A 12,282-nucleotide genomic window follows, 5' to 3' on the forward strand; every position below is an offset into this window, starting at 1 on the left:
CCGCGAGCCATGGCGAGAACAATGCACGACCTCCGACTTTCGTCCAGAGCCCGGGCACGTCGGGCCTTCGGCTGAGTGCCTGCCGGCGCTCGGCCGTGCGTCGCCACGCCGGGGAGCGTAGCCCGGATCGGCTCAGGCTCCGGCCGGCGAGGATACCGTCCGCTCATAGGCGGCCGCCGCCTGCAGCACCGCGAGGTCGCCGCGCGGACGGCCGATCAGTTGCATGCCCATCGGGCGGCCGAGTCCATCGAAGCCGACCGGCACATTGACCGTCGGCGCGCCCGCCATCGAGGCCGGGGCGGAGACCTCCATCCAGCGATGGTAGCTGTCCATCGTACGGCCGGCGACGTCGCGCGGCCAATGCGTCCCGACGGCGAAGGGGAACACCTGGGCGGTCGGCAGAGCGAGAAGGTCGTAGCGTTGGAGCAGCCTGAGCACGGTCTCGTGCCAGGACGAGCGTACGGTCGAGGCGGCATAGACCTCCGGCGCGGTGAGCCGCGCGGCGCCTTCCGCCTCCCACACCGCCTCGGGCTTCAGCAGTCCGCGCCTGGCCGGATCATCATAGTGGAGCTTGAGGCTGCAGCCGCTGGTGGCATGGCGCAAGGTCTTGAACGCGCTCCACAGCGCTTCGAAATCGAACGGCGGAACCACCGGCTCGGTCGCAAAGCCGTCGAAGCGCGCCAAGGCCGCCTCACAGAGCGCCAGGATGCCGTCCTCGACGGCAAGATGACCGCCGAGATCGCCGAGCCAGGCGATGCGGCCGCCGGGCTGCGCCCCATCGAGACGGTCGAGATAGGAGCCGGGGCCGTCATGCGACAGCGGCGCACGTGGATGGTGGCCCGCCTGCACGCCGAGCAGCAGCGCGACATCACGGACGTTGCGGCCCATCGGTCCTTCGATACCGATCTGCGACAGGAAGATCTCGTTCATGGGCCCTGCCGGCACGAGGCCCTGTGTGGGCCGGAAGCCGTAGACATTGTTGTAGGCAGCCGGGTTGCGCAGCGAGCCGCCGAAATCGCTGCCGTCGGCAACGGGCACCATGTCGAGCGCCAGCGCCACGGCAGCGCCGCCGCTCGAGCCGCCGGCCGTCCAGGCCGGATCGAAAGCGTTGAGCGTCGGCCCGAACACATTGTTATAGGTGTTGGAGCCGAGGCCGAACTCCGGGACATTGGTCTTGCCGATGATGATGGCGCCGGCCGCACGCATGCGCTCGACGAAGAAGTCATCCTCGTCGGGCACGAATTCTGCAAGGATCGGCGAACCGAAGGTCGTCCTGAGGCCTTGGGTGAGCGCAAGGTCCTTGACCGCGATCGGCAGCCCGAACAGCGCGCCGGCGGGCGCGCCCGCAGCCAGTGCCGCATCGGCAGCGTCGGCCTCCCGCAGGATGGGATCACGGTCGCGCAGCGACACGATGGCGTTGACGTGGGGATTGACCGCGTCGATGCGGTCGAGGAAGGCGTTCGCCACCTCGCGGACCGACAGATGCCGCCGCCTGATCCGCTCCGCGAGATCGACCGCCGGGAGACGGCAGATCTCGCCCGCTTGCGGAATATCGTGCTTCGTTGCCGGCCGATCCATTATGCCCTCCTCAACTGGCCTGGGAAGCAAGGGCCGCGTCGACCTCGGAGCGCGACGGGATCGACGGTTGCGCTCCCGGCTTCAGGCAGGCGAGCGAGCCTGCAGTCCCGGCTCGGCGCAGTGCCTCGCGCAAGGAAAGCCCTTCCGACAGGCCGGCCGCGAGATAGCCGCAGAAGGTGTCGCCGGCGCCGACGGTGTCGACCGGCGTGATCTTCATCGCGTCGAGCCGCAAGAATTCGTCCGGCGTCGCCGCCAGAACGCCCTCGCCGCCAAGGGTCACGACAACCGTCCGGCCGGTCGATGACGCAAAGCTGCGCATGCGCTGCTCGCGATCGTCGCCGGCGAGCTTCAGCGCCTCGGCATAAAGATCGAATTCGGTCTCGTTGGCGACCACATAGTCGGCCTTGCCCACGAAGGCGGCCGCCTCGGCCCGGAACGGCGCCGTGTTGAGCAAGGTGACGGCTCCGGCCGAGCGCGCGGCGTCGAGCGCCGCCTCGACGGTGGAGAGCGGGATCTCGTGCTGCAGCAGGATATGGTCGCCCGAGACGATGCCGGCGACAGCTGCGGCGCCGACCTCGGCATTTGCGCCCGGCACCACGGCGATCATGTTCTCGCCGTCGCCCCCGACAAGGATCAAGGCCGTACCCGTCGGATGCGAGGTTTCCCTGACCTGCGATAGATCGACGCCGCCCGCCTTCAACAGCGCCAATGCTTCACCGGCAAAGGCGTCTCGGCCCGTCGCACCGACCATGCGGACCTTGCCGCCGGCTCTCGCCACGGCCAGCGCCTGGTTGGCGCCCTTGCCGCCCGGCGCCGTGCTGAAGCCGTTGCCCGGCACCGTCTCGCCGGGAGCCGGCAACCGGTCCACGGTCGCGATCAGGTCGAGATTGATGGAGCCGATAATGGTGATCAATTAGAGCCTCCCGGTGATTTGCCCGGAAGCTATCGCATCGGCCCGAAAATCGAAATCGATTTTAGGAACGATGCGCGGGGACGAAGGCCCGGCTCCGGCCTGCGTCCCGAGGCGTCAGGCACCGACCTGACCGGCCTCCCAGCCGAGGATCGCCCGCTTGCGGGTGAGCCCCCAATGATAGCCGGTGAGCGCGCCCGACTTGCCCAGCGCGCGATGGCAGGGCACCACGAAGGAGATCGGGTTGGCGCCGACCGCCGCGCCGACCGCGCGGCTGGCCGTAGGAGCGCCGATCTCCGCCGCGATGGAGGAATAGGTGCGCGCCTTGCCCATCGGGATCTTCAACAGCGCTTCCCATACGCGGACCTGGAAGTCCGTGCCGATCATCACGACACGCAGCGGCTGGTCGGAGCGCCACCGCGCCGGGTCGAAGATGCGCGCCGCATAGGGCGCGGTGGCCGACATGTCCTCGACATAGGTCGCATTCGGCCAGCGGCCGCTCATATCGGCGAAGGCCGCGCGTTCCTCGCCCGCGTCGTTGAAGGAGAGGCCTGCGAGCCCTCTCTCGGTGACCATGACGAGCGCCACGCCGAAGGGCGAGATATGAAAGCCGTAGCGTATGGTGAGGCCGGCGCCGCGGGTCTTGTAGTCGCCCGGCGACATCGCCTCATGGGTGACGAAGAGGTCGTGCAGCCGTCCCGGGCCCGACATGCCGACCTCGAAAGAGGCTTCGAGCAAGGGCATGCCCGCATCGAGCAGCCGGCGCGCGTGGTCGAGCGTGACAGCCTGGAGAAAGCCCTTCGGCGAGAGGCCGGCCCAGCGGGTGAAGAGCTTCTGCAGCCCAGTCGGGGTCTCTCCCACCTCGGCGGCCAAGGTCTCCAGCGAGGGCTGATCCCGAAAATCGAGGCTGATCTTCTCGATGACGCGGCGCACGGTCTCGTAGTCGCCGCCGGCCGGCGTGATATCGTTCTTGAGGATTGCTGTCTGTGCGTTCATGGCAAATCTCCTAGAGCAATTCCGCTTTCTCCGGGTCGCGGAATTGCTCTAACTCTTTGTTTTTACGCAATTCCGGACGCAAAACCGCTATGCACTTTTGCTGGAATTGCTTTGGAACGCGAATATCGTCCTTCGTCGGGCCGCTCTCCACCCGTTTCCTGCAACCCAGAATTATTTTTTCGCGACGCTACCCACGCTTCGCCTTGGCCAGCGCGACGGAGAAGGCGGTGGCGAAACTCTCGCGATCGTCGGGGTTGAGGAAACTGCCGATCGGCACGTTCCTGCCCTGACCTTCCACCGCCATGCCGGTGATACCGATCTCCTGATGGCGGGAGACGGAGAATCGCGCCCAGAAGGGATTGAACTGGAAAGCTTCGGTGCGCCCGGAGGGAGCGATCTTGCGGATGTCGAGGCTGGTACGCGACACCGACACCTCCTCGCGAGCGCGGCCGGAACGATAGTTGAGGCGGAAGGCGACATAGACCAGGAGCACGTCGAAGCCGAAGAAGCCGAACACGGGCCATGCGCCGTGCGCGAGGAAGATTGCCCCGGTCACCATCCAGCCGAAGAGCAGCGCACCCATCAGGATCATGAAACCGGTGCGCCCGAGCGACCGGTGCGGCGTCAGAAGCGCCCGGAAAAACGGTTCGTCGGCGGCGAATGAGGCGTTTGTCTCGCTCATGGCACCGACTATAGAGGGATCATGCAAAAGCCCAAGACCCCAAAGCGATCCAGCGACGCTGCGTCACGCCCGAAAGGTGCCAACGGCAAACGGCGTCCGGCCCGGCCGCGCTCGCTCTACACATCAGATGAAGTGCGCGAAATCTTCCGGCGCTTCGCCATCCAGCGGCCTGAGCCGAAGGGCGAACTGGAACATGTCAACGCCTTCACCTTGCTGGTCGCCGTGGTGTTGTCGGCCCAGGCCACCGACGCGGGCGTGAACAAGGCGACGCGGCCGCTCTTCGCGATCGCCGACACGCCGCAGAAGATGCTCGCGCTCGGCGAGGAGAAAGTCGGCCAATATATCCGGACCATCGGGCTCTGGCGCAACAAGGCCAAGAACGTGATCGCGCTGTCGGAAGCCCTGATCCGGGACCATGGCGGCGAGGTTCCCGCCGACCGCGACCAGCTCACCAGGCTGCCCGGCGTCGGGCGCAAGACCGCCAATGTCGTGCTCAACATGGCTTTCGGCGAGAAGACCATGGCCGTCGACACGCATATCTTCCGCATCGGCAATCGCATCGGGCTCGCCCCGGGTAGAACGCCGGAGGAGGTCGAGCAGGAGCTGATCAGGATCATCCCCGACGACTATATGCGCCATGCGCATCATTGGCTGATCCTGCATGGGCGTTACGTTTGCAAGGCGCGCAACCCCGACTGCGAGCTCTGCGTGATCGCCGATCTCTGCAAATGGCCTGACAAGACGAGTTCGGTCGCCGCGCCGCTGGTACCGCTCCCGCCGGTCGAAGTGATGGCCGAAGCGGTACACCAGGCCGGTCAGTAACCGACGCCGCGGGCCATGGTCGCGGCGAAGACCAGGATCAAGGCGAAGCACACAACCTGACCTTTGAGATAGCCGCGCAGACCGGCGATCTCGGATTCCGGCACGACATAGCCTGAAGTCGCCGCAGCCTGGCTACGCCAGCGCAGGATGCGCATCGTCGGCGGGACAGTAAGCAGGCCGACCGCCGCGAAGGCCGCCATCTTGGCCCAGAAGGCCCGGTAGTAGACGTAATATTCCCACCCCTTGAGACCGAAGAGCACACGGCCGATTCCGATCAGGATGATCAGGACCGCGAGACCGCCATAGGCACGGTCGACATTGGCGAGCAAAGCGAGGTCGCCCTTTGCCAGACCTGGGCGGATGAGCACGAATTCCACCGCGAGGACGGCGGCGAGCAGGAAGACGGCGAAATGGTGCGCAATCGCCAGAACGAGGTCGGTTTCCATGGCTGGGTCCTGAGCTGATGGGATCGGCGGGAATCGCGATTCATATCCTTACACGGTCGCCGGCCGGCAGCCGACAGCCGTCTGTCGGGAGCGAAGGACCCTCGGTTGACGGATATCAGCCGATTGGCGATGTTCTCCGCATGGCCCTGAAACGCGACCGCAATCCGATGCCCGACTTCGTCCGCGGCGCCCTTTTGGAGGACGCGTTGATGGAAGCTTGCGAAGCGAGGCCGGACTACCAGAAGAACGACTACCTCTGGTGGATCGCCAGCCCCAAGCGGGAAGCGACCCGCCGGAAGCGCCTCGCCCAGATGATCGACGAGCTGAAGCGCGGCGACGTCTACATGAACATGGCCTGGCGCGCCGGCCGCTGATCAAGCCCGGCCTGGCCGCAGCGCGGTTTCCTCGGCCGATACCATCTTGTGCAGATGCACCATCATGGCAGCGGCGAAGAGCGGCGTCAGCAGGTTGACGAGCGGGATTGCGAGGAAAACAGAGATCAGCAGCCCAGCCAGGAAGACCGTGCCCGCATGCTTGCGCCTGAGCGCCTTGGCCTCGGCCTCGGGCCGGAACCGCATGGCGGCGAATTCGAAGAACTCGCGACCGAGCAGATAACCGTTGACGAGGAAGAAGGCCGCTATGTTGATGCCCGGCATCAGCAGGAGCAGCAACGCCACGATGTTGCCGAGAATGACGACGCCGAAGAATTTGAGCGACAGCAAGATCGACCGCAGCAAGGGCACCGGCTTGCCGGGCATGTCGTTCGGATAATCGGTTCGCTCGACCACCTCGGCCACGTCGTCAAGGAACAATCCGGCGACGATCGCGGTGACCGGCGCCACGAGCAAAGCGAGCCCGAGCGCCAGGCCAATGCCGGCCAGGATCGCCGCGATGAAGGTCAGCCAGCCGGCCCAGGACGGAAAGCCCGGCAGGAGCTGGTCGATCCATGGCAAAGCCAGCCAGTCGAAGACCTCCTTCAGCCCGAACCAGAGACCGACCAGCGCAAGCAGCGTCAGGCCGAGCGACTTGAAGAAAACGCCGCGGAACTCCGGCGTGAACAGGCGCAGAAGAGCGGCGCGCGCGGCCTCGAAGATCATATCCACATCCCGCTTTCGTCAGCCGCCAGATAGGGGCCGCGTCATCATGCTGCAAGAAGGGTGGAAGTTCTGCACTTGCAAAATGCAGGAAGCCTGATAGCCCGCGTTTTCCACACCGCATGCGGCCCGCCGGCCGGGTGCGGAAGATGCAGGGCTGGACCCGCGCGTGGCCGGCATGGCAGATAGCTTTGCCGCCTAGAGCGTTTCCACCTTTCTCCGAGTGGCGGAAATGCTCTATCTTATTGTTTTTACGCAATTCCGAATGCGAAACCGCTGCGCATTTTGCTGGAATTGCTCTAGGTTCCTGGAGAGGTCGATGGCCGATTACGACGTCCTTTGCATCGGCAATGCCATTGTCGACATCATTGCCCAATGCGAGGAATCGTTCCTCACCGAGAACGGCATCATCAAGGGTGCGATGAACCTGATCGACGCCGATCGCGCCCAGTTGCTCTACAGCCGCATGGGCCCGGCGATCGAGGCGTCGGGCGGCAGCGCCGGCAATACGGCAGCCGGCGTCGCGAGCTTCGGCGGGCGCGCGGCCTATTTCGGCAAGGTCTCGCAGGATCCGCTCGGCGAGATCTTCACCCACGACATCCGTGCCCAGGGCGTCGCCTTCGATACCATGCCGCTATCAGGCAACCCGCCGACCGCGCGCTCGATGATCTTCGTCACGCCCGACGGCGAGCGTTCGATGAACACCTATCTCGGCGCCTGCGTGGAGCTCGGACCGGAGGATGTCGAGGCCGACAAGGCGAAGGGGGCCAAGGTCACCTATTTCGAAGGCTATCTCTGGGATCCGCCGCGGGCCAAGGAAGCGATCCGGCTGACGGCGCGGCACGCCCACGCCGCCGGCCGCGAAGTGTCGATGACGCTGTCCGACAGTTTCTGCGTCGATCGTTACCGCGACGAGTTCCTGGATCTGATGCGCTCGGGCACGGTCGACATCGTCTTCGCCAACAGCCACGAGATCAAGTCGCTCTACCAGACCTCTTCCTTCGAAGAGGCGCTGGCCGCAATCCGCAGGGACTGCAAGATCGCCGCCGTCACGCGCTCGGAAAAGGGCTCGATCATCGTGCGCGGCGACGAGACCGTGCCGATCCAGGCGACGACGATTCGCGAACTCGTCGACACCACGGGGGCAGGCGACCTCTATGCCGCCGGTTTCCTCCATGGCTACACGACGGGCCGCAGCCTGAAGGAGTGCGGCGACCTGGGCTCGCTCGCCGCCGGCCTGGTGATCCAGCATATCGGCCCGCGCCCGCACAAGAATCTCAAGGTGGAAGCCCAGCAGACCGGTTTGCTCTAACTTATGTCCTCCGGCCTTCGGCCGGGACGGCCTTTGTAGGGCGGAAAAGTCCAGCCGAAGTGCAGCGCGCCGCCGCGCACGGCAAAGGCGGCGGCAAAGGCGATCGCCGCGGCGGGAATGGCGGGAACGCCCGCAAAATGAGCCAGCACCGTGTAGGCGGCAGCGCCCGTCATGGCCGCGGTGACATAGATCTCCGGCCGCAGCAGCACGGAGGGCTCGCCGGCAAGCAAGTCGCGCATGATGCCGCCGAAGGTGGCCGTCAGCATGCCCATGACGATGGCGACGACGGAGGAACCGGTCGCAGCCAGCCCTTTATGGGCGCCCAGCACGGCAAAGGCGGAAAGCCCGAGCGCATCGAGCCACAACAGCAGCTTGTAGCGGGACTCCACGAGATGTGCCGTGAAGAAGACCAGGATCCCTACGGCGGCACAGACCAGCAGATAGCCGGAATTCCTGACCCAGAACACCGGCACGTCGAGCATGACGTCGCGCAGCGTGCCGCCGCCGATGCCGGTGACGCCCGCCAGAAAAAGAAAGCCGATGATGTCGAGTTGCTTGCGCGAGGCGGCCAGCGCGCCGGTTGCGGCGAATACCGCCACGCCGGCATAGTCGAAAAAAAGCGTCAGGTTCATGCCGGCGCCGCCTCCCCTCCCTACTGTTAGCCGAAGGGCGGAAGTGGAGATAGGGGGCCGCGTGAACTGCCGACGATCGCCACGCAGGAGCCGCCGATCAGTCGGGAAAACTCTCCCGGCGCCGCAGATAAGGTCTGAAGCCTGCCCTCTCGTAGGTGGCGACGGCGCGCGGATGATCGTTGGTATCGGTGTGCAACCAGACCCGCTGCGGCGACAAGGCCCAGCAGGCGCGAAGTGCACCGTCCAGCAAGTAGCGGCCGAGCCCCCTGCCCTGCGCCTCTGGCACCAGGCCGAAATGCACGAGTTCGACAGTGTCGCCGCCGAAGTCAGCGAATTCGCAAAGCCCGACAGGACGCCCCTCGGCCCGCAGCACATAGACGGGGTTCGAGGGCTCGGCGAGCAGACCGTCGAGCGTCGCCGCATCCATGCGCAGCCTCTGGTCCCACTGAACCGCTTCGCCAACAGCCCTGTAGATATCGAGATAGGCAGGGCGCGACAGGCGCTCGCGGGCCACGCCGACACCCGCGCCGGGCGCCTCGACTGGCGGCAGCGGCGGCGGAGAGATCATCTCCATGTAAGTGACCAGAAGATCGACCATAGAAAGCGAGCAGCGAGTAGATAGAGAATGCGAATTCCTCGCGGTCAATCTTCCCCGAGTTCTTCCCTATTCGCTACTCCCTATTCGCTATTGGCTCCCTCACGCATCCTTCTCGGCCTGCTCGTTGACCGGGCCGGGCTCGGCCGGCGCGTCGGCCGAGGCATGTTTCGGGCCGCCCTTGGCGACGCCGACCATCGCGGGCCTGAGCACGCGCTCGCCGATCGAATAGCCCGGCTGCACCACCTGCACGACCGTATTGGCCGGAACGTCGGGATTGGGAACCTCGAACATCGCCTGGTGGAAGTTGGGGTCGAACTTCTCGCCTTCCGGCGACAGCTTCTTGACGCCATGGCGTTCGAGCGCCGCAAGCATCGCGCGCTCGGTGATCTCGACGCCCTCGATCAGGGTCTTGAAGCCGGCATCCCCAGCGGCCCTGGCCTCAGCCGGGATCGCGTCGATGGCACGCCGCAGATTGTCCGAGACCGACAGCATGTCGCGGGCGAAATTGGCCATGGCATAGGAGCGCGCGTCATGGAGTTCACGCGCGGTGCGCCGGCGCAGATTCTCCATATCGGCCGCGGCACGCAGCGCGCGGTCCTTCAACTCCTCGTTCTCCTTCATCAGCTTGACGACGACCTCATAGTCGCCGCCGGTCTCAGCGCCCGCAGCTTCGTTGCCGTTCGCGGCCTCGTTCAGCGCGGTCTCATCGGGCGCGCGTTCGTCTTTTGCCTGGTCGCTCATCGCCGTCTCTCGAATAGTTCCTGAAGTCGCGCCCGATATCGATGTTCGGGTCGCAAAAATCAAGGGGCGGAGGGGACTCCACTCCTAGCCGAACCCACCCGAAGCGAAAGCTGCCAAGAGGGCTTGCGTGGCTTCGCCCACGCTTCACCTGCCTAAGCTCTTCTCTTGCCGCAGGCTTTTAGAAACCGCGGACACTTTGCCGAAACCTGCTCAGCCGGAAATGCCGACGCCGCCGACCGGTTCCGTCTCCACATGGGAATCGAACCCGGCGATCATCGGCCGCGCCTGGGCGATGGCCGCCTGCACGGCAGGCAGGGACAGCGAGGCCTTATGGCTCGCCGCATCATCCCAGACCTCCGTGATCCAGATCGCATCGGCATCGGCGGGATCCTTCGCCACGACGTAACTCAGGCATCCCGGCATCGCCTCGGTGCCCTCGAGCAGGATTGCGATCAGCGCATCACGTTCGCCGGGCCGGGCTCGCATCTTGCCGATAAGACCGAACATATTCTCCCCCGTGGTTCAGCGCATCATTCGGCTGATCAGTTGCGCCGTGTAGTCCACCATCGGCACGATGCGCGCATAATTGAGCCTGGTGGGGCCGATGACGCCCAGCGCGCCGATGACGCGCGCATCCTTGTCGCGATAGGGCGCCACCACCAGCGACGAACCCGACAGCGAGAAGAGCTTGTTCTCCGACCCGATGAAGATGCGAACGCCCGATCCCTGTTCGGCAAGGTCGAGCAGTTGCATGAGCCCGTCCTGAGTCTCCAGATCCTCGAACAGATGCTTCAACAGTTCGATATCGGCCTGGGCCGTGACGTTTTCGAGCAGATTGGCGCGGCCGCGCACGATGAGCCGGGCCGGCAACCCGCTTTCGGCGCCGGCCCAGACGGCGAGCCCGCGCTCGACCAGATCCTGCGAAAGCGTATCGAGCGCCGCCTTGGTCTCGTCCTTGAGCCGTGCGATGTCGCCACGCGCCTCGGCCAGCGTGCGGCCGCGTATATGGGCATTGAGGAAATTCGAGGCCTCGTGGAGTTGCGAGGCGGTGACGCCGGCCGGCAGGTCGAGCACGCGGTTCTCCACGTCGCCGGCCTGCGAGACCAGAACGGCGAGCGCCCGCGTGGGCTCGAGCTGGATGAATTCGATATGCTTCAGCGCCACCTCGTTCTTGGCGGCCACGACCAGACCCGCGCCACGCGACATGCCCGATAGCATCAGCGTGGCCTCGGTCAGCACATGCTCCAGCGTCGCGCCGCTGCCCGATGCCTTGACCTGGGCCTCGATCACCCGGCGCTCCTCGTCGGAGAGGTCGCCCAGTTCCATGAAGGCGTCGATGAAAAAGCGTAGGCCGCGCTGCGTCGGCAGCCGCCCAGCCGAAATATGCGGCGCATAGATGAGGCCGAGATGCTCCAGGTCGCTCATTACGTTGCGCACGGTGGCCGGTGACAGCGACTGCGGCAGCATGCGCGACAGGTTGCGCGATCCCAGCGGCTCGCCGTCCTTGAGGTAGCTGTCGACGATCTGGCGGAAGATGTCGCGCGAACGCGCATCGAGTGATTGCAGTGTCTGATCCACGACCGGTTTCGTCATCGACGAGGAAAGCTCCTGATGACCGATGATATAGACAGGCCGGCAGGGAACTCAACGGCCCGCGGCAAAGCGGTGGAAAGCCCGTTTTCCTTTGCGCTCGACCAGGCATGGGGCTAAAAGCGCGCACGATTCCGGTTTTCCAGGTGAAGAAAGACCCCTTGATGCGCCCCTCAAAACGCCAGTTCGACGAAATGCGCGCGATCTCCTTCGAACGCGGAGTGTCGAAGCACGCGGAAGGGTCGTGCCTGGTCAAGTTCGGCGACACCCATGTGCTGTGCACGGCCAGCCTCGAAGAGAAGGTGCCGGGCTGGATGCGCAATTCCGGCAAGGGCTGGGTGACAGCCGAATACGGCATGCTGCCGCGCGCCACCGGCGAGCGCATGCGCCGCGAAGCCTCGACCGGCAAGCAGGGCGGCCGGACGCTGGAGATCCAGCGGCTGATCGGCCGTTCCCTGCGTGCCGTCGTCGACATGCAGGCGCTCGGCGAGCAGCAGATCACCATAGACTGCGACGTGATCCAGGCCGACGGGGGCACCCGCACGGCGGCGATAACAGGCGGCTGGGTGGCGCTCCACGACTGCCTGCGCTGGATGGAGGCGCGCAGCATTGTGAACGTCTCCAAGGTACTGAAAGACCATGTGGCGGCGATCTCCTGCGGCATCCATGACGGCCAGGCTGTCATCGACCTCGACTATATCGAGGATTCCTCGGCTGGAACCGACGCCAATTTCGTCATGACCGGCAAGGGCGGCATCGTCGAGATCCAGGGCACCGCCGAGGGCGAGCCCTTCAGCGAGGAACAGTTCGCCGCGCTGATGGCGCTGGCCCGCAAGGGCATCACTCGGCTGGTGAGCCTGCAGCAGATGGCCGTGGCGTAG

The 12,282-nt window shown here is 65.5% G+C and carries 15 protein-coding genes; 4 read left to right on the forward strand and 11 right to left on the reverse strand.

Annotated features, from left to right (window positions below):
• Positions 1–132 precede the first annotated feature (132 nt).
• From JN302_RS01500 to JN302_RS01515, 4 genes are all read right to left on the reverse strand, one after another.
• On the reverse strand, positions 133–1,578 hold the full coding sequence (locus tag JN302_RS01500; RefSeq protein WP_202331354.1) for an amidase: 1,446 nt from the start codon (positions 1,576–1,578) through the stop codon (positions 133–135).
• Between the two features lie 10 nt (positions 1,579–1,588).
• Positions 1,589–2,491 carry a ribokinase gene (locus tag JN302_RS01505; protein WP_202331355.1) on the reverse strand — a complete coding sequence of 301 codons (903 nt, stop codon included), beginning with the start codon at positions 2,489–2,491 and terminating at the stop codon, positions 1,589–1,591.
• Positions 2,492–2,605: 114 nt separating this feature from the next.
• Positions 2,606–3,484, reverse strand: coding sequence for a methylated-DNA--[protein]-cysteine S-methyltransferase (locus JN302_RS01510; protein ID WP_202309785.1), 879 nt, complete (start codon positions 3,482–3,484; stop codon positions 2,606–2,608).
• A 187-nt stretch (positions 3,485–3,671) separates the two neighbouring features.
• Positions 3,672–4,166, reverse strand: a complete 495-nt coding sequence (locus JN302_RS01515; RefSeq protein WP_202331356.1) for a DUF2244 domain-containing protein — start codon at positions 4,164–4,166, stop codon at positions 3,672–3,674.
• A gap of 21 nt (positions 4,167–4,187) precedes the next feature.
• On the opposite strand from JN302_RS01515, the gene nth reads away from it, so the two are divergent.
• A complete protein-coding gene (gene nth, locus JN302_RS01520) occupies positions 4,188–4,988 on the forward strand; it encodes an endonuclease III (RefSeq protein WP_202331357.1) in 801 nt (266 codons plus the stop codon).
• On the opposite strand, the gene JN302_RS01525 is transcribed toward nth, so the two are convergent.
• Positions 4,982–5,434: a DUF2214 family protein gene (locus JN302_RS01525; RefSeq protein WP_202331358.1), complete on the reverse strand. Its 453-nt coding sequence runs from the start codon at positions 5,432–5,434 to the stop codon at positions 4,982–4,984. The genes nth and JN302_RS01525 overlap by 7 nt on opposite strands.
• Positions 5,435–5,574: 140 nt before the next feature.
• On the opposite strand from JN302_RS01525, the gene JN302_RS01530 reads away from it, so the two are divergent.
• Positions 5,575–5,808: a YdeI/OmpD-associated family protein gene (locus tag JN302_RS01530; RefSeq protein WP_202331359.1), complete on the forward strand. Its 234-nt coding sequence runs from the start codon at positions 5,575–5,577 to the stop codon at positions 5,806–5,808.
• On the opposite strand, the gene JN302_RS01535 is transcribed toward JN302_RS01530, so the two are convergent.
• On the reverse strand, positions 5,809–6,531 hold the full coding sequence (locus JN302_RS01535) for a sulfate transporter family protein (protein ID WP_202331360.1): 723 nt from the start codon (positions 6,529–6,531) through the stop codon (positions 5,809–5,811). It lies immediately after the preceding gene.
• Positions 6,532–6,847: 316 nt separating this feature from the next.
• Here JN302_RS01535 and JN302_RS01540 point away from each other — a divergent pair, with 316 nt between their 5' ends.
• Positions 6,848–7,840, forward strand: coding sequence for an adenosine kinase (locus JN302_RS01540; RefSeq protein ID WP_202309791.1), 993 nt, complete (start codon positions 6,848–6,850; stop codon positions 7,838–7,840).
• On the opposite strand, the gene JN302_RS01545 is transcribed toward JN302_RS01540, so the two are convergent.
• The 5 genes from JN302_RS01545 to hrcA all read right to left on the reverse strand — a co-directional run bounded on the left by JN302_RS01545 (position 7,837) and on the right by hrcA (position 11,404).
• Positions 7,837–8,472, reverse strand: coding sequence for a trimeric intracellular cation channel family protein (locus tag JN302_RS01545; protein WP_202309792.1), 636 nt, complete (start codon positions 8,470–8,472; stop codon positions 7,837–7,839). The two genes, JN302_RS01540 and JN302_RS01545, sit on opposite strands and share 4 nt — an antisense overlap.
• A 97-nt stretch (positions 8,473–8,569) precedes the next feature.
• Complete coding sequence (locus JN302_RS01550; RefSeq protein WP_244846156.1) at positions 8,570–9,046, reverse strand: GNAT family N-acetyltransferase; 477 nt, start codon at positions 9,044–9,046, stop codon at positions 8,570–8,572.
• 123 nt (positions 9,047–9,169) lie between these two features.
• Positions 9,170–9,811 carry a nucleotide exchange factor GrpE gene (grpE, locus tag JN302_RS01555; RefSeq protein ID WP_202331362.1) on the reverse strand — a complete coding sequence of 214 codons (642 nt, stop codon included), beginning with the start codon at positions 9,809–9,811 and terminating at the stop codon, positions 9,170–9,172.
• A 210-nt stretch (positions 9,812–10,021) separates the two neighbouring features.
• Positions 10,022–10,318 (reverse strand): putative quinol monooxygenase, encoded by a 297-nt coding sequence (locus JN302_RS01560; protein ID WP_202331363.1) that lies wholly within the window; start codon positions 10,316–10,318, stop codon positions 10,022–10,024.
• Between the two features lie 15 nt (positions 10,319–10,333).
• Positions 10,334–11,404 (reverse strand): heat-inducible transcriptional repressor HrcA, encoded by a 1,071-nt coding sequence (gene hrcA, locus JN302_RS01565; RefSeq protein WP_202331364.1) that lies wholly within the window; start codon positions 11,402–11,404, stop codon positions 10,334–10,336.
• Between the two features lie 161 nt (positions 11,405–11,565).
• On the opposite strand from hrcA, the gene rph reads away from it, so the two are divergent.
• Positions 11,566–12,282: a ribonuclease PH gene (gene rph, locus JN302_RS01570; RefSeq protein ID WP_202331365.1), complete on the forward strand. Its 717-nt coding sequence runs from the start codon at positions 11,566–11,568 to the stop codon at positions 12,280–12,282.

This window comes from Mesorhizobium sp. L-8-3 (assembly GCF_016756615.1).
Lineage (GTDB): Bacteria > Pseudomonadota > Alphaproteobacteria > Rhizobiales > Rhizobiaceae.